17 protein-coding genes are annotated in these 22,885 nt (G+C 55.7%); 9 read left to right on the top strand and 8 right to left on the bottom strand.

The window, feature by feature from the left end; genetic code table 11:
• Window positions 1-2 precede the first annotated feature (2 nt).
• Genes gsiC through iaaA form a run of 4 tightly spaced genes read right to left on the bottom strand, consistent with a single transcriptional unit; the run spans window position 3 to window position 5,372 of the window.
• Entirely contained in the window at window positions 3-923 is a 921-nt protein-coding gene (gsiC, locus tag BM427_RS03245) for a glutathione ABC transporter permease GsiC (protein ID WP_090119164.1), read from the bottom strand.
• A gap of 50 nt (window positions 924-973) precedes the next feature.
• Complete coding sequence (gene gsiB, locus BM427_RS03240; RefSeq protein ID WP_090119162.1) at window positions 974-2,515, bottom strand: glutathione ABC transporter substrate-binding protein GsiB; 1,542 nt, start codon at window positions 2,513-2,515, stop codon at window positions 974-976.
• A gap of 33 nt (window positions 2,516-2,548) precedes the next feature.
• Window positions 2,549-4,471 carry a glutathione ABC transporter ATP-binding protein GsiA gene (gene gsiA / locus BM427_RS03235; protein WP_090119160.1) on the bottom strand — a complete coding sequence of 641 codons (1,923 nt, stop codon included), beginning with the start codon at window positions 4,469-4,471 and terminating at the stop codon, window positions 2,549-2,551.
• A complete protein-coding gene (gene iaaA, locus BM427_RS03230) occupies window positions 4,431-5,372 on the bottom strand; it encodes a beta-aspartyl-peptidase (protein ID WP_090119158.1) in 942 nt (313 codons plus the stop codon). Before iaaA ends, gsiA begins: the two co-directional genes overlap by 41 nt.
• A gap of 163 nt (window positions 5,373-5,535) precedes the next feature.
• Between iaaA and moeA the strand changes: the two genes are divergently transcribed.
• Both moeA and moeB read left to right on the top strand, forming a co-directional pair.
• Entirely contained in the window at window positions 5,536-6,768 is a 1,233-nt protein-coding gene (moeA, locus tag BM427_RS03225) for a molybdopterin molybdotransferase MoeA (protein WP_090119156.1), read from the top strand.
• Between the two features lie 2 nt (window positions 6,769-6,770).
• Window positions 6,771-7,520 carry a molybdopterin-synthase adenylyltransferase MoeB gene (gene moeB / locus BM427_RS03220; protein WP_090119154.1) on the top strand — a complete coding sequence of 250 codons (750 nt, stop codon included), beginning with the start codon at window positions 6,771-6,773 and terminating at the stop codon, window positions 7,518-7,520.
• Window positions 7,521-7,556: 36 nt separating this feature from the next.
• On the opposite strand, the gene fsa is transcribed toward moeB, so the two are convergent.
• Window positions 7,557-8,219, bottom strand: a complete 663-nt coding sequence (gene fsa, locus BM427_RS03215) for a fructose-6-phosphate aldolase (RefSeq protein WP_090119152.1) — start codon at window positions 8,217-8,219, stop codon at window positions 7,557-7,559.
• A gap of 134 nt (window positions 8,220-8,353) precedes the next feature.
• Here fsa and BM427_RS03210 point away from each other — a divergent pair, with 134 nt between their 5' ends.
• The 4 genes from BM427_RS03210 (at window position 8,354) to BM427_RS03195 (ending at window position 14,128) form a co-directional block, all read left to right on the top strand.
• The gene (locus BM427_RS03210; protein WP_090119150.1) at window positions 8,354-9,253 is read left to right on the top strand and encodes a glycyl-radical enzyme activating protein; all 900 of its coding nucleotides are present in this window, start codon (window positions 8,354-8,356) and stop codon (window positions 9,251-9,253) included.
• A gap of 4 nt (window positions 9,254-9,257) precedes the next feature.
• Window positions 9,258-11,690, top strand: coding sequence for a formate C-acetyltransferase/glycerol dehydratase family glycyl radical enzyme (locus BM427_RS03205; RefSeq protein WP_090119148.1), 2,433 nt, complete (start codon window positions 9,258-9,260; stop codon window positions 11,688-11,690).
• Between the two features lie 202 nt (window positions 11,691-11,892).
• Window positions 11,893-12,708: a Cof-type HAD-IIB family hydrolase gene (locus BM427_RS03200; RefSeq protein ID WP_090119146.1), complete on the top strand. Its 816-nt coding sequence runs from the start codon at window positions 11,893-11,895 to the stop codon at window positions 12,706-12,708.
• Window positions 12,709-12,868: 160 nt separating this feature from the next.
• Entirely contained in the window at window positions 12,869-14,128 is a 1,260-nt protein-coding gene (locus BM427_RS03195; protein WP_090119144.1) for a DUF1479 domain-containing protein, read from the top strand.
• Here the strand turns inward: BM427_RS03195 and BM427_RS03190 are convergent.
• Complete coding sequence (locus BM427_RS03190) at window positions 14,125-15,198, bottom strand: LacI family DNA-binding transcriptional regulator (RefSeq protein WP_090119142.1); 1,074 nt, start codon at window positions 15,196-15,198, stop codon at window positions 14,125-14,127. The two genes, BM427_RS03195 and BM427_RS03190, sit on opposite strands and share 4 nt — an antisense overlap.
• A 296-nt stretch (window positions 15,199-15,494) precedes the next feature.
• Here BM427_RS03190 and BM427_RS03185 point away from each other — a divergent pair, with 296 nt between their 5' ends.
• Together BM427_RS03185 and BM427_RS03180 are read left to right on the top strand one after the other, a co-directional pair.
• Entirely contained in the window at window positions 15,495-16,796 is a 1,302-nt protein-coding gene (locus tag BM427_RS03185; RefSeq protein ID WP_090119140.1) for an MFS transporter, read from the top strand.
• Between the two features lie 15 nt (window positions 16,797-16,811).
• Complete coding sequence (locus tag BM427_RS03180; protein WP_090119138.1) at window positions 16,812-19,178, top strand: glycoside hydrolase family 31 protein; 2,367 nt, start codon at window positions 16,812-16,814, stop codon at window positions 19,176-19,178.
• A gap of 180 nt (window positions 19,179-19,358) precedes the next feature.
• Here the strand turns inward: BM427_RS03180 and BM427_RS03175 are convergent, their stop codons facing one another.
• A complete protein-coding gene (locus tag BM427_RS03175) occupies window positions 19,359-20,951 on the bottom strand; it encodes an ABC-F family ATPase (protein WP_090119137.1) in 1,593 nt (530 codons plus the stop codon).
• A gap of 207 nt (window positions 20,952-21,158) precedes the next feature.
• On the opposite strand from BM427_RS03175, the gene ldtB reads away from it, so the two are divergent.
• The gene (ldtB, locus tag BM427_RS03170) at window positions 21,159-22,079 is read left to right on the top strand and encodes a L,D-transpeptidase (RefSeq protein ID WP_090119135.1); all 921 of its coding nucleotides are present in this window, start codon (window positions 21,159-21,161) and stop codon (window positions 22,077-22,079) included.
• A gap of 86 nt (window positions 22,080-22,165) precedes the next feature.
• Here the strand turns inward: ldtB and BM427_RS03165 are convergent, their stop codons facing one another.
• Entirely contained in the window at window positions 22,166-22,882 is a 717-nt protein-coding gene (locus BM427_RS03165) for a GntR family transcriptional regulator (RefSeq protein ID WP_090119133.1), read from the bottom strand.
• Between the last annotated feature and the right edge of the window lie 3 nt (window positions 22,883-22,885).

Raw genomic sequence — 22,885 nt, 5'->3', positions numbered from 1 at the left:
CCTTACTTATACCTGATAGCAGGGTTGAGCGCGGCGTAGAGCACATCAACCACCAAGTTGATAAGAATAAATTCCAGCGAGAAGAGCAGCACCTCTGCCTGGATCACCGGGTAGTCGCGCATTTCCACCGAGTCCACCAGCAAACGCCCCAGCCCCGGCCAGTTAAAGACTTTTTCCACCACAATCGAGCCGCCCAGCAGGAAGCCAAATTGTAGCCCCATCATCGTGACGACCGGGATCATCGCATTACGCAGACCGTGCTTAAGGATCACCCAGCGTTCGCTGACGCCTTTAGCGCGCGCGGTACGCATATAATCTTCATTCAGCACATCGACAAACGAAGCGCGGGTGAAGCGCGCCATCACGGCGGCCACAGCCGCGCCCAGCGTCAGAGAAGGCAAAATATAGTGCTGCCAGCTATCAGCGCCCACGGTCGGCAGCCAGCCCAACTCAACGGAGAAGATTTGCATCAGCAACATCCCCAGCGCAAAAGCGGGGAATGAGAGCCCAGTGACCGCCAGCGCCATTCCCAGATGATCCGGCCAGCGGTTGCGCCACACGGCTGCGGCAATTCCGGCACCCAGCCCGAACAACATCGCCCAGAACATGCTGGTGAGGGTTAGCAGCAGCGTCGGCATAAAGCGGCTGGCGATCTCATCCGCCACCGGGCGGCGGGACGCCATCGACGTGCCGAAATCCCCCTGCAACACGCTGGTAATGTAGTGCCAGAACTGTAACCACAGCGGCTGATCCAGCCCAAGCTGACGGCGCACCAGTTCAATTACCTGTGCATCAGCCTCCTGCCCGGCAATCAGCCGGGCCGGATCGCCGGGCAGTAAATGCACAAACAGAAACACCAGCACGGCCACAATCAGTAGCGTCGGGATCAGGCCCAGCAGACGTTTAATAATATAATTCAGCATCGCTCGTTCCCTCATGCCCCCTTCCATCAAGCCAAGGTGGAATGAGTCAGTTATTTCACCAAATCAGCATTGTCAAAACTGAACCCGGTATCGGGCATGATATAGAAACCGGTCAGCTTCTTGTTATGCGCGGAGACCAGCTTTTCCACCACCAGCGGCACCCATGGCGACTCCTGCCAGATGATGTCCTGCGCCTGTTTATACAAACGCTCTTTCTCTTGCGGGTTGGTGGTTTTCAGCGCATCGGCAAAATCTTTATCCACCTGCGGGTTACTGTAAAACGCGGTGTTGAACTGCGTTGGCGGCCAGTTCCATGAAGCAAACAGCGGCGACAGCCCCCAGTCCGCTTCGCCCGTTGAGGCCGACCAGCCGGTATAAAACATGCGTACACCGCTCTGTTTCTGCCCTTCGGCTTCCACTTGCGCCGCACGCTGCCCGGCATCCATTGCTGTCACCTGCACTTTAATCCCCACCTGCGCCAGTTGTTGCTGGGTAAACTGCAATACTTTCTGCGCGGTACTGTGGTTATGCGACGACCATAGCGTCGTGCTGAAGCCCTGCGGATAACCCGCCTCTTTCAGCAGCTCGCGGGCTTTTGCCGGATCGTAAGGCCAGGGCTGATACGCCTGTGAATAGGGAATCGACGGTGGCAACACGCCGGTCGCGGGCGTGGCGAAACCGGCAAAAGCTACCTTCACCAGCGCCGGGCGGTTGATCGCGTAGTTAATCGCTTCGCGCACTTTCGGGTTATCAAAAGGCTTTTGCGTGACGTTCATGCTGATGTAACGCTGCAAAATCGACGGGCTGGCGACCAGTTCAAGTTTACTGTTTCTCTTCAGCACTTCCGCCTGCTCATAAGGGATCGGAAATGCGAACTGCGCCTCGCCGGTTTGCAGCATTGCCGCACGGGTATTGTTATCCACCACCGGACGCCAGGTGATGGAATCGAGTTTTGGCAGCCCTTTTTGCCAGTAGCCATCGAACTTCTTCACTTTCACAAAGTCGGTCTGATTCCAGGCTTCCAGTTCATACGGGCCAGTACCTACTGGATGAAAACCGATATCTTTGCCGTACTTTTTCAGCGCCGCCGGGGAGATCATCACCGTTGCCGGATGCGCCAGGATATTGATAAACGCCGAGAAAGGCTGCTTAAGAATGATTTTTACCGTGTAGCGGTCCACCACTTCGGTTAAATCGATATTTTTATACAGGTTGTAGCGCTTCAGGCTGTTATCCGGATCGCTGGCGCGATCGAGGTTGACCTTAACGGCAGCGGCGTCAAAATCGGTTCCATCCTGAAACTTCACGCCCTGACGCAGGAAAATAGTGTAGATCAGCCCGTCGGCAGAAACCGTGTAGCTTTGTGCCAGCACATTCTCCAGTTTCATATCTTTATCCAGGCCAAACAGCCCCTGATAAAAGGATTTCGCTACCGCCTGCGACAGCGTGTCATTGGCATCATAGGGATCGAGTGTGGTGAAATTGGAGCCAACCGCGACCACCACGTCTTTCGCGGCAAAGGCCTGCGCGGCGGTCAGCGCGAACAACACGCCTGCAACGAGCCGCCAGTGCCGGTAAACGAATTGTGTCATGTTGCTCTCCTGAATAACCCTGCCACTGCTCAGTTAAAAACGGGACTGCGTACTGCCAGGCGTGGAACAGGCGACATAGTGCCCCGGCCCCACATTCTGCAACTGCACGCGTTGCATAGACTCGCCGAGCTTGAGGATATTGCTGGGCATGTCATCAGATAGCAGCACTCTTTGCGCATGGGTATGCGCAGGATCAGCCACCGGAACCGCCGACATTAATTTGCGCGTATAGGGGTGTTGCGGGTTTTCGAATACCGCGCGGCGCGGGCCAATCTCAACAATCTGCCCAAGGTACATTACCGCCACCCGGTGGCTGATGCGCTCCACCACTGCCATATCGTGGGAAATAAACAGGAACGCGATCCCCATTTCACGCTGAAGATCGAGTAATAAATTGATAATCTGCGCACGGATTGAGACATCCAGCGCTGAGACCGACTCATCCGCTACCACGACACGCGGATTCAACGCCAGCGCACGGGCAATGCAGATACGCTGCCGCTGGCCACCAGAAAATTCATGTGGATAGCGCCAGGCGTGTTCCGGTTTCAGGCCTACACGTTCCAGCAACCACTCAATCCGCTGATGCCCCTCATTTTCCGCTAATAAATTGTGCACCCGCAGCGGCTCGATAATCGAATCGCCTACCGTCTGGCGGGGATCCAGCGAAGCATAAGGATCCTGGAAAATAAACTGAATATCGCGACGCACCTGTTTCAATTTACTGTCCGGCAACGTGTCGATCCGCTGGCCGTTAAAGATAATCGAACCACCCTGACTCTCCACCAGCCGCAGCAACGCCCGCCCGGTAGTTGACTTTCCGCAGCCAGATTCACCGACCAGCGACAGCGTTTCGCCCGGCCAGAGATCAAAGCTGATGCCTTCCACCGCATGCACCTCTTTGGTCACGCGGTTGAGAATGCCGCTGCGCAGCGGAAAGCGCACTTCCAGGTCGCGCACCTGCAAAATCGATTCGCCCGGTACCACGGTATTCTGTTCGGTTTCTGCTTCCTGATACAGAGGGTTTTTCATGGAAATTAGCGGAAAACGACGCGGCAGGTTGCTGCCATTCATCGCGCCGAGTTTAGGCACCGCGGCCAGCAGCACTTTGGTATAAGGATGAGACGGTGCATTGAAAACCTGATCGGCCGAGCCAGTCTCTACTGCTTCGCCATCCTTCATCACCAGCACCCGATCGGCGACATCCGCCACCACGCCCATATCGTGAGTGATAAAAATTACCCCCATCGACATCTCTTTTTGCAGCACCGCGATCAGTTGCAGGATCTGCGCCTGAATGGTGACATCCAGCGCGGTAGTCGGCTCGTCGGCGATCAGCACCGCCGGACGACACGACAGCGCCATGGCAATCATCACTCGCTGGCGCATGCCGCCGGACAGTTGATGCGGAAAACTGGATAAAATGGCCTGCGACTCCGGAATGCGCACCAGGTCGAGCATACGCCGCGCTTCGTTCATCGCATCTTCACGCCCCAGCCGCTGGTGCAGACGAATCGACTCGGCTATCTGCTCACCAACCGGGAAAACCGGGTTGAGCGAGGTCATCGGTTCCTGAAAAATCATCGCAATGTCAGCACCACGCACGCTGCGCATTTGCGATGAAGAGAGGCGGGTCAGCTCCACTTTCTGGCGATTTCGCCGCGTCAGACGCATATGATCGCAGCTCACTTCACCGCCCGCCGGTTCAATCAGGCGCAGCAGCGACAGCGCCGTCACCGATTTACCGGAGCCGGACTCGCCGACAATCGCCAGCGTTTCTCCACGCTTCAGAGAAAATGAAAGGTGACGTACTGCCGGGGCCAGCGCTTTTTCATCACGAAAACCGATATTCAGATTGCGGACATCCAGCACCACATCGGCATCTGTCTCTACCCCGTACGACACCCCACTCTCCTTATTCACGATAAATGCCAACGTTTGGCGCGTCGCCAGCATAGCCCCAGGCACGGTACATGCCTTCACTGTTAAACGGCAATGCGACATTGCCTTCACGATCGATAGCAATCAGCCCGCCGCTCCCCCCCAGCACCGGGAGTTTATCCATCACTACCGCTTCGCAGGCTTCGTGCAGGCTTAATCCGCCGTAGTCCATCAGCGCCGCAATATCGTACGCAGCCAGTGTGCGGATAAAGACTTCGCCGGTACCAGTACAGGAGACTGCCACGCTGGCGTTATTGGCATAACACCCGGCACCCGGTAATGGGCTGTCGCCGACGCGTCCCGGCAGTTTGTTGGTCATACCGCCGGTCGAGGTGGCGGCGGCAAGGTTCCCTTGTTTATCGAGCGCCACCGCACCCACAGTACCGAATTTTTTGCTCTCATCGAGCGGCGCAGAGCCATGATCGAGCACCGTTTGCCCGTTTGCCCGCGCCTGCAACAGTTGCTGAAAACGCGCCGGCGTGGAGAAGATCGTCGGGGAAACCTCGGCCATACCGTGCGAAAAGGCGAAATCCTCCGCCCCTTTGCCAATCATTAAGACATGCGGGCTTTGCTCCATTACCAGACGCGCCGCCAGAATTGGGTTGCGCAGGCGGCTGACGCCCGCGACGGCTCCGGCATGCAGCGTGTTGCCATCCATCACGCAGGCATCAAGTTCGTGGGTTTCATCGCGAGTGAATACCGCGCCGATCCCGGCGTTGAACAGCGGACACTCTTCCAGCAAGCGCACCGCTTCAGTGACCACGTCCAGCGCGCTTTCTCCCGCATTCAGCATCCGCTGGCCGGTTTCGACAATCGAAGAGAGCGCCTCGACATAACACAGTTCTTGTTGCTGGCTCATCTGCGCACGGGCGATAGCTCCCGCCCCGCCATGTATTGCGATTACCGCTTTCACCATTTATGTTGCCCGGGTTCTCTTCGTTTCCGACGATTTCTGAATATAGAAATTCGTTACAACGATGTAAAGCGATGTGATTACAACGAGGTAGCCGCGAAGCGTGTTGGCGACACGCCTTTTCTGCCATAATGTGTCCCTTAACGCATTGTGCAGGACAGTAAATATGGAATCATCAAATGGCCTGATCTCACTGGAGACGGCCCTGTCACAGATGTTGTCACACATCTCGCCGCTGACAGAAAGCGAAACATTGCCGCTCATCGCCTGCTTTGGCCGCGTAGTGGCAGAAGATATTATCTCCCCGCTAAATGTCCCTGGTTTTGATAACTCGGCGATGGACGGTTATGCCGTGCGTCTCGCCGATGTCAATAACGGCAGCGCTTTACCGGTGGCGGGCAAAGCCTTTGCCGGGCAGCCTTTCGCAGGCGAGTGGCCGGCTGGCACCTGCGTGCGCATTATGACTGGTGCGCCGATTCCTGCCGGTTGCGATGCTGTCGTGATGCAGGAGCAAACCGAACAAACGGACGCCGGTATCCGCTTTACCGCCGGGGTACGCCAAAATCAGAATATCCGCAGGGCCGGTGAAGATATCAGCAAAAACGCCGTGGTGTTTCGCGCCGGTACCAAACTGACCGCCGCCGAGTTGCCAGTGCTGGCGTCGCTGGGTATTGCTGAAGTTGCCGTGTTGCGTAAAGTCCGTGTGGCGCTGTTCTCTACCGGTGATGAACTGCAACTGCCGGGGCAACCGCTGGCCGACGGGCAAATTTATGATACCAACCGCCTGGCTATCCATCTGATGCTGGCGCAACTGGGTTACGAGGTGATTAACCTCGGCATTATTCCTGACGATCCGGAAAAACTGCGCGCGACCTTTATTGCCGCAGATCAGCAAGCCGATGTGGTCATCAGCTCCGGTGGCGTGTCCGTAGGCGAAGCCGATTATACGAAAACCATCCTCGACGAACTGGGTGAAATCGCCTTCTGGAAACTGGCGATTAAGCCCGGCAAACCGTTCGCCTTCGGTAAGCTGAGCCAAAGCTGGTTCTGCGGTCTGCCCGGCAATCCGGTTTCCGCTGTCCTCACCTTCTACCAACTGGTGCAGCCGTTGCTGGCAAAACTGAGTGGCGATACGGCCACGTTCCAGCCGCTGCGTTTTCGCGCCCGCGCCATGGAGCGGTTGAAAAAGACACCGGGGCGTCTCGATTTCCAGCGCGGCATAGTAAACCGTGGCGAAGATGGCTCGCTGGAAGTGCGGAGTACCGGCCATCAGGGTTCGCACATATTCAGTTCATTCAGCCAGGGTAACTGTTTCGTGGTGCTGGAGCGCGAGCGCGGCAATGTCGAAGCGGGCGAATGGGTGGACGTTGAGATGTTTACCCCTCTGTTTGGAGTCTAAAGATGGTTGAACTCAGCGATGCGGAGATGATGCGCTACAACCGGCAGATCATTCTGCGTGGTTTTGATTTTGACGGTCAGGAGCGGTTAAAAACTGCCAGCGTGCTGGTGGTCGGCCTGGGGGGGCTGGGTTGCGCTGCCGCACAGTATCTGGCGGCAGCGGGTGCCGGACAGATGACGCTGCTCGATTTCGATACTGTGGCGTTCTCCAATCTGCAACGCCAGACGCTACACAGCGATGCGAATATCGGTGCGGCAAAAGTAGATTCCGCCCGTGAATCGCTGCTGCGCATTAACCCGCACGTACAGTACACCGTCATCAATGCGCTGCTGGATGAAACAGCGCTGTTCGCGCAAATTGCCGCCCATGACCTGGTGCTGGACTGCACTGATAATGTCGCCATTCGTAATCAACTCAACGCGGGTTGTTTTCAGCATAAAGTGCCGTTGGTTTCCGGCGCGGCCATCCGTATGGAGGGGCAGATCAGTGTCTTTACCTGGCAAGAAAATACCCCCTGCTACCGTTGTCTGAGTCGTCTGTTTGGCGAAAACGCGTTGACCTGCGTGGAAGCTGGGGTGATGGCACCATTGGTGGGCGTGATTGGTTCGTTGCAGGCGATGGAAGCGATAAAAGTACTGGCGCACTATGGCACGCCAGCGGCGGGAAAAATCGTCATGTATGATGCGATGACCTGCCAGTTCCGCGAAATGAAACTGCCACGAAATCCCACCTGTGAGGTGTGCGGCGGCTGACGTTATTGCCGGATGGTGCGCCACCCGGCTTATCACTCAGAGCGTGACACGTCCAAAGGCCACCAGCCAGTCCTGTTCAAATTTCCCAACGGCCGCACTCACCGCCGGAGCGGCAATCATCTGCTGTGCGACATCCAGCGGCAGCGTGATAGATGCGCAGCCCGCCAGCAGGCAATCCAGCGCCTGGCGCGGTGTTTTAAAGCTCGCCGCCAGCACGTTCGACTGCGGCGCATGCAGTGTGAGCAGGCGCTGCAAATCCGTCACGGTCTGAATTCCGTCGCCGCCCTGCGCATCCACGCGGTTAACATACGGCGCGATATACTCTGCGCCCGCCAGCGCCGCCAGCAATCCCTGTGCTGCGCCGTAAACGGCGGTCCCGAGCGTTGGGATACCTTCAACCTTTAAGCGCTTGATGGCCGCCAGGCCTTCTGACGTCACCGGTACTTTCACCACCAGATCGGCCACCATTCCCCGCAGCTTATGCGCTTCAGCCACCATATCCGCAGCGTTATTGGCCAGCACCTGGGCAAACAGCCGCCCACGGCCGTCCAGCGCCTCATGCAAGGCGGGCAACAGTTTCTCAATTGGCACTGCGCCGCTGGCAACAATGCTGGGGTTCGTGGTTACACCCGCCAGCGGGAAAATACGCGCCAGTTTCTTCACTGCCGCGACATCAGAGGTATCAAGATAGAGTTCCATCGTTTTCACCTGAAGTGTGAGTTTTCGCATGCTTTAACGCTATCACGCGACAACCTGCCTAAGCGTTGACCTTTATCAAAATAACTTTCATATGAAAGTTATTTAATATTCAAATGAAGTACCGGAGGCAAATTATGATTTTCAATATTCAGCGTTATTCCACCCATGATGGCCCCGGCATCCGTACGGTGGTCTTTCTGAAGGGCTGCTCACTGAGTTGCCGCTGGTGCCAGAACCCGGAAAGCCGATCCCGCACGCGTGATGTGCTGTTTGATGCACGCCTGTGCCTTGCAGGTTGCGATTTGTGTCAGCAGGCTGCACCGCAGGTCATTGAGCGTACGCTGAACGGTTTGCTGATCCACCGGGAAAAGCTAAACGATGCGCAACTTAACGCCCTGACTGATTGCTGCCCAACCCAGGCGCTGAGCATCTGCGGTGAAACGAAAAGTGTGGATGAAATCATGGCCGTGGTGCTGCGAGATAAACCTTTTTACCTGCGCAGCGGTGGCGGTATTACCCTTTCTGGCGGGGAACCATTTATGAATCCGCAACTGGCGCAGGCACTACTGCAAAGCAGCCACCGGCAAGGTATTCATACGGCGGTGGAAACCTGCCTGCATGTGCCGTGGCGCTATATCGAGCCTTCCTTGCCTTATGTTGATCTGTTTCTGGCGGATTTGAAGCACATTGATGACGCGGTGTTTCGTCAGTGGACTGGCGGTTCGGCCAGGCGCGTGCTCGAGAACCTGAAACGGCTGGCGCAGGCGGGGAAAAAGATGATCATTCGCGTGCCACTGATCCCCGGTTTTAATGCTGACGAAGCGTCGATCAAAGCCATTACTACCTTTGCCGCCGACGAGCTGAACGTCAGCGACATCCATTTTTTGCCTTACCACACGCTGGGCATGAATAAGTATCACCTGCTTGGCGAACCCTACAACGCCCCAGAAAAGCCGCTCGATACCCCGCAATTGCTGGCATTTGCCGAGAATTTTGCCAGCCAGAAAGGGCTGACGGCGACATTACGAGGATAACATCATGACTACCCTGCAACTGAACACGCTGACTGACCGCATCAAAGCGCATAAAACGGCGCTGGTTCATATTGTTAAACCGCCTGTCTGTACCGAGCGCGCCCGTCATTACACACAGATTTATCAGCTTAATATGGATAAACCTCTGCCAGTGCGTCGCGCGTTGGCGCTGGCACACCATCTGGCACAGCGTACGATCTGGATCAAGCATGACGAGTTGATCATCGGCAACCAGGCCAGCGAAGTTCGCGCCGCGCCGATCTTTCCGGAATACACCGTTTCGTGGATTGAAAAAGAGATTGACGAACTGGCGGATCGACCCGGTGCCGGTTTTGCCGTCAGCGAAGAGAACAAGCGTATACTGCATGGGATCTGCCCGTGGTGGCGCGGCCAGACGGTACAGGATCGTTGTTATGGCATGTTTACCGACGAACAAAAAGCGCTGCTCGACACCGGCATTATTAAAGCCGAAGGCAATATGACCTCCGGCGATGCGCACCTCGCCGTCAACTTTCCACTGCTGCTGGAGAAAGGGCTGGATGGCCTGCGGCATAAAGTGGACGAACGCCGCACACGCATCAACCTGACGGTGCTTGACGATCTGCACGGTGACCAGTTCCTGAAAGCGATCGATATTGTGCTTGAGGCTGTGAGCCTGCATATTGAGCGTTTTGCCGATCTGGCACGGAAAATGGCGGGTGAAGAAACGCGCCTAAGCCGTCGCGACGAACTGCTGGCAATGGCAGAAAACTGCCTGATTATTGCCCATGAACCGCCGAAAACTTTCTGGCAGGCGTTGCAGCTTTGCTATTTTATCCAGTTGATTTTGCAAATTGAATCCAACGGCCACTCGGTCTCGTTCGGCCGCATGGATCAGTATCTTTATCCCTACTACCGCCGCGATGTTGAACTGCAACAGTCATTACAACGAGAAGATGCCATCGAGTTGCTGCACAGTTGTTGGCTGAAGCTGCTGGAAGTGAACAAGATCCGTTCCGGCTCGCACTCGAAAGCATCGGCGGGTAGCCCGCTGTACCAGAACGTCACCATCGGCGGGCAGCAGTGGGTTAACGGCGCAGCGCAGGATGCGGTAAACCCGCTGTCATATGCAATTCTGGAATCCTGTGGTCGTCTGCGCTCCACGCAGCCGAACCTGAGCGTGCGTTACCACGCCGGGATGAGCAACGACTTCCTCGACGCCTGCGTGCAGGTGATCCGCTGCGGCTTCGGCATGCCGGCGTTCAATAACGACGAAATTGTGATCCCGGAATTTATCAAACTGGGCGTCGAAACAACCGATGCCTACGACTATGCCGCAATTGGCTGTATCGAAACCGCCGTTGGCGGCAAATGGGGTTACCGCTGCACCGGCATGAGTTTTATCAACTTCGCCCGCGTGATGTTGGCCGCGCTGGAAGGCGGTCGCGACGCCACCAGCGGCAAGGTTTTCCTACCGCAGAGCAAAGCGCTTTCCAGCGGTAATTTTGCGGCATTTGATGACGTGATGCAGGCGTGGGATCGGCAGATCCGCTATTACACGCGTAAATCCATCGAGATCGAGTACGTCGTCGATACCATGCTGGAAGAGAACGTGCCGGATATTCTCTGCTCGGCGCTGGTTGACGACTGCATAGAACGGGCGAAAAGCATCAAACAGGGTGGCGCGAAGTATGACTGGGTCTCCGGTTTACAGGTCGGGATCGCCAACCTCGGCAACAGCCTGGCTGCAGTGAAAAAACTGGTCTTTGATCAGGGCGTCATCGGGCAGCAGCAACTGGCAGAAGCGCTGGCAGCGGATTTTGACGGCCTGACGCACGAACAACTGCGCCAACGGTTGGTGAATAGCGCGCCGAAATACGGTAACGACGATGACAGCGTGGATAACCTGCTGGTGCGCGCCTATCAGACCTATATCGACGAGTTGAAACAGTACCATAATCCGCGCTACGGCCGTGGCCCGATTGGCGGAAATTACTACGCCGGAACATCGTCGATTTCCGCCAACGTGCCGTTTGGTGCCGCCACGATGGCGACGCCGGATGGCCGCAAAGCGCACACGCCACTGGCAGAAGGTGCAAGCCCGGCTTCCGGTACCGATCATCTCGGCCCGACAGCGGTTATCAGTTCGGTGGGTAAACTGCCGGTCGAAGCGATCCTCGGCGGCGTGTTGTTGAACCAAAAACTGAACCCGGCAACGCTGGAAAACGAGAGCGACAAGCAGAAACTGATGGTGCTGCTGCGCACCTTCTTTGAAGTGCATAAGGGCTGGCATATTCAGTACAACATTGTCTCGCGCGAGACATTGCTGGAAGCGAAAAAGCATCCGGATCAGTACCGCGATTTAGTGGTGCGTGTGGCGGGTTACTCGGCGTTCTTCACCGCCCTGTCGCCGGATACGCAGGACGATATTATCGCCCGTACCGAGCATACGTTGTAATGCGATTACCGGATGGCTGATTACCGGATAGCGGCCATCCCCATTCCCTTCACACTTTTTAACCTATGGATTTCGAACCGCAGGTACGTTGGCTGCGGTTCGAAAGACGACGGCCAAACTTTCATATGAAATAAAATTTGTGCATCAGCTCACATTGTCTCTAGAATATTGCTCGTTACAAGAATATTCAGGAGCGCAACATATGACCGTCAAAGTTATCGTCACGGATATGGATGGAACTTTCCTTGATGACGCCAAGCAGTACGATCGCACGCGGTTTATGGCGCAATTCCAGCAACTGCAGCAGCGCGGTATCGAGTTTGTCGTCGCCAGCGGTAACCAGTACTACCAGCTGATCTCCTTCTTCCCGGAACTGAAAGAGACGATTAGCTTCGTCGCTGAAAACGGCGCGCTGGTGTATGAACATGGCCAGCAACTGTTCCACGGTGAGTTGACCCGCCACGAAGCGCAGGTCGTCATGGGTGAACTGTTAAAAGACAGCAGCCTGAACTTTGTCGCCTGCGGGCTGGAAAGCGCCTACGTAAGCGAGAACGCCCCGGCAGAGTTTGTCGATCTGATGTCAAAACACTACTACCGCTTAAAACCGGTGCGCGATTTCCAGCAGATTGACGACACGCTGTTTAAGTTCTCGCTGAACTTACCGGACAGCGATATTCCGCAGCTCATTGATGAACTGCATGTCTCTCTTGATGGCATTATGAAGCCTGTCACCAGCGGTTTTGGCTTTGTTGATTTGATTATCCCTGGTCTGCATAAAGCCAACGGCATTACCCGCCTGCTTAAACGCTGGGGCGTGTCGCCGCAGCAGTGCGTCACCATTGGCGACAGCGGGAATGACGCCGAAATGCTGCGAATGACGGAATTTTCCTTTGCCATGGGCAACGCCGGGGATGTCATTAAAGCCATTGCCCGCCATCAGACCGATGACAATAATCATCAGGGCGCGCTGAACGTGATTCAGGCCGTGCTCGAAAATAGTGCGCCGTTCGACCGCTAATCTCCCGCTGGAGCACCCGCTCCGGCTTTTTCCTCCCTTCTGTTCCCGCTTTTCGCTCTTTGTGCTCCCCATCAACTTTTTAAACTTGCATTAACTTATTTTTAACTTAGATTATCACTTGTAAGTTTAATTTCTTTCGAATGAAAGTTGAGAGGTTCACATGACATTTACCAGCGAGACCTTGCCTGCCGATCACAACGCATCGATTCGTCAGATGAAACAGGCACTGCGCGCGCAGATCGGCGACGTACAAAGCGTCTTTAACCACCTGAGCCAGCAGATTGCCGCCCGCGTCACGGAGATCAAAGCGCTGCAAGCACGTGGCGAATCTGTCTGGCCACAAATCCCTTATGCCGATGTCGCACAGGGCCGCGTTAGCGATGCACAGCGGGCGCTGATTAAGCAGCGGGGCTGCGTGGTGATCAAAGGCCATTTCCCGCGCGATCGGGCGCTAGGCTGGGATCGCGCAATGCTGGATTACCTCGACGCTAACCATTTTGACGATCGCTATAAAGGCCCGGGCGACAGCTTCTTCGGCACGCTGGAAGCGTCACGGCCGGAAATCTACCCGATTTACTGGTCGCAGGCGCAAATGCAGGCGCGGCAGAGCAATGAAATGGCGGCGGTTCAATCTTTCCTTAATCGTCTGTGGCGTTTTGAAAGCCAGGGCCGCCAGTGGTTCGACCCGGACGTCAGCGTGATCTATCCGGACCGCATCCGCCGCCGCCCGCCAGGAACGACCTCGAAAGGGCTCGGCGCGCATACCGATTCCGGTGCGCTGGAGCGCTGGTTACTGCCCGCTTACCAGCGCGTGTTCGCCAACGTGTTTAACGGCAAACTGGAAGAATACGATCCGTGGGATGCTGCGCATCGCACCGAGGTGGAAGAGTATACGGTAGATAACACCACTAAATGCTCAGTGTTTCGTACCTTCCAGGGCTGGACGGCGCTGTCAGACATGATCCCCGAGCAGGGATTGCTACATGTGGTGCCGATCCCGGAAGCAATGGCGTATATCCTGTTGCGTCCACTGCTTGATGATGTACCGGAAGAGGAATTATGTGGCGTCGCGCCGGGCCGCGTTCTTCCCGTTTCAGAAAAGTGGCACCCGCTACTGATTGAGGCGCTGAGCAGCATACCGGCGCTGGACGCGGGCGATTCCGTGTGGTGGCACTGCGATGTTATCCACTCGGTCGCCCCGGTGGAAAATCAGCAGGGCTGGGGAAACGTGATGTATATTCCCGCTGCGCCGCTCTGCGAGAAGAACCTTGCCTATGCCCGCAAGGTGAAAGTGGCTCTCGAGCAAGGCGTATCGCCGGGGGATTTCCCGCGCGAGAACTACGAAAGCGACTGGACAGGCCGCTTTACGCTTGATGATCTGAATCCGCACGGTAAACGCGCGCTGGGTATCGACGTTTAAGCATCGTATAACCCCTGCCATTCAACGGTGGTGCGTTGCTGCCCCGAACGTATCCGCCGTACAGATTCCCGCACCGCCAGCGTGCCGTTCAACAGCAGCGAACCGACTGCCGCCTGCGGGCGGATCAAGCGCTGCTGTAACAGGTGCACCGCTTCAACACCCAGCTCATCACGCGGAACATGCACCGCCGTCAGCGGGACATCCTGAATCGCCGCCAGGTTAAAAGCATCAATACTCATCACTGAGACATCCTGCGGCACGCGCAAACCGTGCTGCTGCAATGCCCGCACCGTGCCTTCCGCCATAAAATCCCCACCAACAAGAAACGCCGTGGGCGGCATATTATGCGCCGGGTCATCCAGCCATTCACCCACCCGCAGTTGCGCTTCGCGGGCGCTGAAACTGGGCACCGTGATCAAATTGCGCTTGCTGTTAAAACGCAAATTGTCATGTAGCCAGGCATCTTTGATGCCCGCCAGGCGCAGATCCATCGTGTAGCGGCGCAGGCACATAACAGTGACCACGTCCCGGTGGCCCATATCAAACAGATAGCGTGCGGCAAATTCACCAATGGTGCGGTGATCCGGCGCAATCGACGGTAGGCACATCCGCCCATCGCGACAGTTGATCAGCACGCAGGGTTTGCCGCTTTCCGCTGCCAGATCGTGAATATGTGGATCGTCGATGCCGAGCAGGATCGCTGCTTGCGTTTCTGCAGACTGTATCCTGTCAAGAAACGTACTGGCGTCGCTGTCTAACTCCTCCAGCGCACAGTAGCGCAGCCGCACTTCGTGAGAATCGAGTGCTTTGTTGATGCTCTGGATCACGCGGTAATAAAAGATGTCGGACCGCTCATCAAAAGCGCGCTGCGGCGCAAAGACTATCAGGTTATTCAGCAACAGACGCCCGGCAGCAATGCCCTCCATTACGCCCAATTCACGGGCGCATGCAAGCACCGCCCTGCGTGCCCGCTCGCTGGTGTTCGCTTTACCGGCCAATACCCGGGAAACGGTACTGGCAGACAGGTTTGTACGACGGGCAATTTCACTGATTTTCAGCTTTTTATCCATTCTGTGATCTCGCTCCATTTGCTGAATGAGAAAATTTTCATGAGCCACAAACCCTGCTATTCATGGGCTAAAAAAGAGTTTGCCGCATGTTTCCCGCAATTGATGAGAATCCTTGCACAAAATCCACTATGGCTAAGCATTTTTCTCACCTAACGTAAACCTGTCATACAACTTCCATACTAGTTGTATGCGGTTTGATGGCAAAAACGAAAAAAATCTTCTGGCGAGCGACTTCGGTTTAACACATCCGTAAGGCTCGCCCCGACTTCCCTACAAAACGATGTGCGGAGAAAAGAATGAGCCAGGGAATCAACAACGAAATGGCGGCCAGCAAGAGCCGCCGAATAGTGAAAAAATTACGCTGGTGGATGCTGGTGCTGTTTTTATTCGGCGTGACGGTGAACTACATCACCCGTAACTCGCTGGGAATTCTGGCGCCGGAGCTGAAAAGCAGCCTCGGCATCACCACCGAACAGTACTCCTGGATTGTCGGTGCCTTTCAGCTCGCTTACACCCTTTTCCAGCCGCTGTGCGGCTGGCTGATTGATGTCATCGGCCTGAAAGTCGGCTTTATGGTGTGCGCCATTATCTGGGCGCTGGCCTGTATCTTCCACGCTGGTGCGGCCAACTGGGTGCATCTGGCGATCCTGCGTTTTACCATGGGCGCATCGGAAGCTGCAGCAACACCCGCCAACGCCAAAACCATCGGCGAATGGTTCCCGAAAACGGAGCGGCCCGTTGCTGCGGGCTGGGCGGGCGTCGGCTTCTCAATTGGCGCGATGCTGGCACCGCCGATTATCTACTTCGCTCATGCCTCGTTTGGCTGGCAAGGCGCGTTTATGTTTACCGGCGTACTGGCGCTGGTGTGGGTGATATTGTGGTGGGCGTTTTACCATAATCCGGATAAACACCCGAACCTGGGCAAGGACGAACTGGCCTTTATTCAGCAGGATCACGAACCACCGGCGGTGAAACTCCCCTTCCTCACCGCGCTGAAAACCGTATCGAAAAACAAACGCTTTTACGGTATCGCCATTCCCGCTTTTATGGCGGAGCCCGCGTGGGCTGTGCTGAGTTTCTGGGTGCCGCTCTATCTGGCGAAAGAGTACGGCATGGATCTGAAGCAAATTGCGATGTTCGCCTGGCTCCCGTTCCTCGCCGCTGACCTCGGCAGCGTGGCGAGCGGTTATCTGACCAAACTCTATACCCGCTGGTTTGGCTGCACCCGCGTTAATTCGGTGGTGGCCAGCTCCGTGACCGGCGCATTCCTGATGATTTCACTGGCCGTGGTCGCCATCACTCGCGATCCGTACATCACTATTGTGTTGATTTCGATTGGCGGTTTTGGTCACCAGATCATCTCCTGCATGTTGAGTGCGCTGGTGGTCGAGTCTTTCGATAAAGGACAGATGGCGACGGTAAACGGCATGCGCGGATCGGCGGCGTGGATCGCCAGCTTTCTCTTTTCACTGTTGATCGGTGTCACTGCCGACAAGATTGGCTTCAATCCGCTGTTTATTGCCATGGGTTTCTTTGACCTGATTGGCGCTCTGTTCCTGGTGTCATTTATTGCTGAACGTCGCGCTAAACGCGCCTGATTATGGATCGTTGAAATGAAAACACTGAAGAACTGGACGTTACAAAAACAGGCGGCTCACCACGTTGAGTTGCTGGTGGACGGGCAACACACCTTGTGCCTGTATGTGCTGGAAGAGCGTCTGTTTCGCGTACTGTTGAAACACAAAGGCGAACTGGCGCTGGACAGAACCTGGAGTATCGCGCCGCGTGAAGATGTGCCGTGGGAAGGCCGCTCGCGCGACGATGTGTCGGGTTTCACCCTGCCCGCCTGGACACTGACACAGCAGGCCAACACGCTGGTAATGGAAAGCGCACAGTTACGCGTGACGGTTCATCAGCCGCTGTGGCTGGAGTGGCACTACCGCGATGACGCGGGTAAGTGGCAGTGGCTGGCAGGCGATCGGCCTACCAGCGCCTATCTGGTGAACGCGCACGGTGACGGCGTAGCGCACTATCTTAGCCGCAAAAAAGAGGAGCGCTTTTACGGTCTCGGCGAAAAAGCGGGCAACCTGCAACGTAACGGCCTGCGCTATGAAATGCGTAACCTTGATGCGATGGGATATAACGCCGCCAGCACCGATCCGCTGTACAAGCATATTCCCTTTACCCTGACGCGCAGGGACGATATCAGCTACGGCTTGTTTTATGACAACCTCAGTAGTTGCTGGCTGGATCTGGGCAATGAAATCGATAACTACCACACCGCTTACCGCCGCTGGCAGGCCGAAGCCGGTGATATCGATTACTACATTTTTACGGGCGCACGCGCGCTCGATGTAACCAAAGCGTTTGTCCGCCTGACCGGAAAAACCCTGTTTGGGCCGAAATGGAGCCTCGGTTACAGTGGCTCGACCATGCATTACACCGATGCACCCGATGCGCAAAATCAGCTGATGAACTTTATTCGCCTGTGCGAAGAACATGCGATTCCGTGCGATTCGTTCCAGCTCTCGTCTGGTTATACCTCGATTAACGGTAAGCGCTATGTCTTTAACTGGAACTACGACAAAGTGCCGCAGCCGAAAGTGATGAGCCAGGCGTTTCACGATGCCGGGCTGAAGCTGGCAGCGAATATCAAACCTTGCCTGTTGCAGGATCATCCGCGCTATAACGAAGTGGCGGAGAAAGGCCTGTTTATTCGCGATTCGGAATGCGACGCACCGGAGCGTTCAAGCTTCTGGGATGACGAAGGTTCCCATCTTGATTTTACTAACCCGCAGACCGTTGCCTGGTGGCAGGACGGTGTAACGACACAACTGCTGGAGATGGGAATTGATTCCACCTGGAACGATAATAATGAATTCGAAGTGTGGGACGGCGAAGCACGCTGTCAGGGTTTTGGCCGCGAAATCGCCATCAAACATATTCGCCCGGTGATGCCGTTACTGATGATGCGCGCCTCGATGGAAGCGCAGCAGCGTTTTGCGCCGCAGAAACGTCCGTATCTGATCTCCCGTTCCGGCTGCGCCGGGATGCAACGGTATGTGCAGACCTGGAGCGGTGATAACCGAACCAACTGGGATACGCTGCGTTATAACACGCGTATGGGCGTTGGCATGAGCCTTTCCGGGTTGTATAACGTCGGTCACGATGTTGGCGGTTTCTCCGGCGATAAACCGGATGCGGAACTGTTCGTTCGTTGGGTACAAAACGGCGTAATGCATCCGCGTTTTACCATCCACTCCTGGAACGACGATTGCACGGTAAACGAACCGTGGATGTACCCGGCAATTACGCCGGCGATCCGCAGCGCCATTGAGTTGCGCTACCGCCTGTTGCCCTATCTCTACACGCTGCTGTGGCAGGCACACGCCGACGATGAGCCGATACTGCGCCCGACGTTCCTCGACCATGAGCATGACCCACAGACGTTTGAAGAGTGTGACGACTTCCTGCTCGGCCGCGATATTCTTGTCGCCAGCGTGGTTGAAGCTGGCCAGCGTGAACGCCGCGTGTGGTTACCGGCCAACGACAGCGGCTGGTATGACTTTTACAGCGGCACCTGGTATGCGCCAGGCCAGTGGGTGGCGCTGGATGCACCGCTGGAAACCCTGCCGTTGCTGGTGCGTGCCGGTGCCGGATTACCGATGAGCGAGCGCATCTCGCATGTGGATGCCAAAGCGGATAACACCCGCGAGCTGAAACTGTTCCCGCTAAAAGGTACGGGGCGCTCCCACGGTCTGCTGTTCGAAGATGATGGCGAGTCCTGGGGATATAAAGACGGCAATGCGCTGTGGCTTGAGTGGGAAATGGTTTGCAGCGGCAGCACCGTGGATTTACAGGTGCACACCCGCGGTGATTACCGCCCGGCCTGGCAGACGCTGAAAGTGACGCTGCCTGCGGGAAATAAACGCCAGTTGCTGATCAATGGTGTGGCAGCGACGGAGTGGATGTTGAGTTAAAAGAAGCCGGATGATGCAGTTTCACTGTGCTAATCCGGCCTATAAGCATCATCATTTACCTCAGTATTTCGCATTGCAGGAAGGCGGCAAACCTGAGTATCCCCGGGAGCTTACTGAAGTAAGTGACCGGGGTACGAAAGTGCAGCCAACACACCTGCGCCGCGAAAGACGACGGTAAATTTACTCGATGCCCTGACTGCGCAAATAATCTTCATAGTTCCCGGTGAAATCCACCACGCGCTGCGGCGTAATCTCAATCACGCGGGTTGCCAGCGAGCTTACGAATTCACGGTCGTGAGAAACGAAGATCAGTGTGCCCTGATACATCTCCAGCGCCATGTTCAGCGACTCGATGGATTCCATATCAAGGTGGTTGGTCGGTTCGTCCATCACCAGGATATTTGGTTTTTCCATCATCAACTTACCGAACAGCATACGGCCCTTCTCACCACCGGAAAGTACCTTCGCCGGTTTCTTAATATCGTCCTGACTGAACAACAAACGACCGAGAATACTACGCACCGCCTGCTCATCATCGCCTTCCTGTTTCCACTGGCTCATCCAGTCGAACACGGTCAGATCGTTATCAAAGTCTGCGGCATGATCTTGCGCGTAATAACCGATGCTGGCATTTTCAGACCATTTCACCGTCCCGTTATCCGCTTGCAGATCGCCGACCAGCGTTTTCAGCAGAGTGGATTTCCCCACGCCGTTAGTACCGAGCACCGCCACCTTCTCGCCCACTTCCAGTAGCAGATTGAGGTTTTTAAACAGCGGGCCGTTATCAAAGCCCTTGGTCAGTTGCTCCACTTCGAGCGCATTACGGAACAGTTTCTTGTCCTGCTCGAAGCGAATAAACGGGTTCTGACGGCTGGAAGCCTTCACCTCATCCAGTTTGATCTTATCAATCTGACGGGCGCGGGAGGTTGCCTGGCGAGATTTAGAGGCATTGGCGCTAAAGCGGCTGACAAAGGATTGCAACTCGGCGATTTGCGCTTTCTTCTTGGCGTTATCCGCCAGCAGACGTTCGCGCACCTGCGTTGCCGCCGTCATGTACTCATCATAGTTACCCGGGTAAACGCGCAGCTCGCCGTAGTCGAGATCCGCCATGTGGGTACACACCATATTGAGGAAGTGACGGTCGTGCGAAATGATGATCATGGTGCTGTCACGCTCGTTTAGCACCTGCTCCAGCCAGCGAATGGTATCGATGTCCAGGTTGTTGGTCGGTTCATCGAGTAGCAGAATATCCGGGTTAGCGAACAGCGCCTGCGCCAGCAGCACACGCAGTTTCCAGCCTGGCGCCACTTCGCTCATCGGGCCGTAGTGCTGTTCCACAGGAATGCCAACACCGAGCAGCAGTTCGCCCGCGCGCGCTTCAGCGGAGTAGCCGTCCATTTCGCCGTACTGCACTTCGAGATCGGCCACTTTATAGCCATCCTCTTCGCTCATCTCAGCCAGGCCGTAGATGCGATCGCGTTCCTGTTTCACTTCCCACAGTTCTGCGTGGCCCATGATCACCGTGTCGAGCACGCTGAACGTTTCAAAGGCAAACTGATCCTGGCGCAGCTTACCGATACGCTCGTTGGGATCGAGAGAGACGTTCCCCAGCGTCGGTTCTAAATCACCGCCAAGGATCTTCATAAAGGTGGATTTTCCGCTCCCGTTAGCGCCGATCAGGCCATAACGGTTGCCGCCGCCGAATTTGACGGAAATATTTTCGAACAGCGGCTTGCTGCCGAATTGCATGGTGACGTTGCTGGTGACTAACACAGAGGTATCCTGAAATATGTGACAAACACCCTATTATGCCACAATTCCGAAGGAGTTTCCTGCCCGCTGTCAGACCACTAAAATGCAAGCAAAAGGAAAAAAGTGTGATTTCGTACACATCTGAATTCCCTGAAAGCCGGAATGCACATATAATCCGCTTCCTGCATTCTCAACTCAACGGCCTGTGTGGCAAAAATCTCGCACAAAATGAACATGAAAATAAAAACTCTTTTCGCGGCAGCTTTCGCTGTCGTGGGATTTTGCAATAACGCGTCTGCTGTAACTTATCCACTGCCGACAGATGGTAGCCGTCTTGTTGGTCAGAACCAGGTCGTTACGATCCCGGAGGGCAATACTCAGCCTCTGGAATACTACGCCTCTGAATATCAGATGGGTCTGTCCAATATGCTGGAAGCCAACCCGGGCATCGACGCCTACCTGCCGAAAGGTGGCACGGTAATGAACGTTCCGCAGCAGTTGATCCTGCCGGATACCGTTCACGAAGGCATCGTCGTCAACAGCGCAGAAATGCGTCTCTACTACTACCCGAAAGGCACCAATACGGTGATCGTACTGCCTATCGGTATCGGCCAGCTCGGGAAAGACACCCCGATTGCCTGGACCACTAAAGTTGAACGTAAGAAAGCCGGTCCGACATGGACGCCGACCGCGAAAATGCACGAGGAATACATTGCAGCAGGACAACCACTGCCGGCAGTGGTTCCAGCAGGCCCTGACAACCCGATGGGTCTGTATGCACTCTATGTTGGCCGTCTGTATGCGATCCACGGCACCAACGCCAACTTTGGTATCGGCCTGCGCGTAAGCCACGGCTGTGTGCGTCTGCGTAACGACGACATCAAATTCCTGTTCGAAAATGTGCCGGTCGGCACCCGTGTACAGTTCATTGATGAGCCAGTAAAAGCGACCACCGAACCGGATGGCAGCCGCTATATCGAAGTTCACAACCCGCTGTCCACCACGGAAGCACAGTTCACCGGCGGCGAACTCGTGCCAATCGCGCTGACCAAAGCGGTACAGGCCGTCACCAGCCAGTCTGATGTGGATTCGAACATTGTCGATCAGGCAGTGCAGAACCGCTCCGGTATGCCGGTACGTCTGAACTAATCAGCGGTTTAATGCCCGGTAGCGCTACGCTTACCGGGCATTAAAAGCGCCTGCCCGGTTAAGGGTCAAGCCGCTATCCGGCAAAATCACCCGTTATTGACCACAATTATCCCGCCGTGATCATAGCGATAATGGCAGTGGGCGTACTCCAGCGGCGTGCCGTCCTCCAGATAAATAACCTGCTCCACTTCCAGCACTGGATCGGTCTCTTCACAGTTCAAATACTGTTTATCCTCCGCCCACGGTTTCAGCGCGCGCACAATGCGATACGAACCCATGATCTTCAGCGCCAACTCTTCCTGCACATAGCGAAAGACGGAGCTTTCCAGATGCCCGCGATTCAGCCCCGGCACCAGATTGACCGGCATCAGCGTGAACTCCAGAGATATTGGCTCACCTTCCAGCATGCGCAAACGGATAAAGTCGTATACCGGATCGTCCGGCCCCACCAACAGTGATGCCTGCTCTTTCTCACTGGGAAAACGCAGTTCGAAGCGGATAATTTTACTCGTCACCTCGCCAACACTCTCCCAGGTTTTGGTGGCACCAAAATAGTCACTGCCGGGCAGATCCCAGCGCGACAACTGAAGAAAGTTTTTGCGGATGAACGTACCCTGCCCCTGGCGGGTATAGACCAGGCCCTCCACAATCAGCTGGCGCATCGCCTGCTGGATGGTCATCCGACTGGTATTAAACTCTGCCGCCAGCGCAAATTGATCCGGTAACGGCGCGCTGGCAGCATAGTGCTGGCTAAGAATGCGTCGCTTAATCTCGCGCGCAATCGTGATGTATTTTGCCGCCATAAT

Source organism: Kosakonia arachidis, assembly GCF_900116535.1.
GTDB lineage: Bacteria > Pseudomonadota > Gammaproteobacteria > Enterobacterales > Enterobacteriaceae > Kosakonia > Kosakonia arachidis.
Note: the sequence above shows the minus strand (reverse complement) of the source record. Positions and strands in the feature narration are given on the sequence as shown.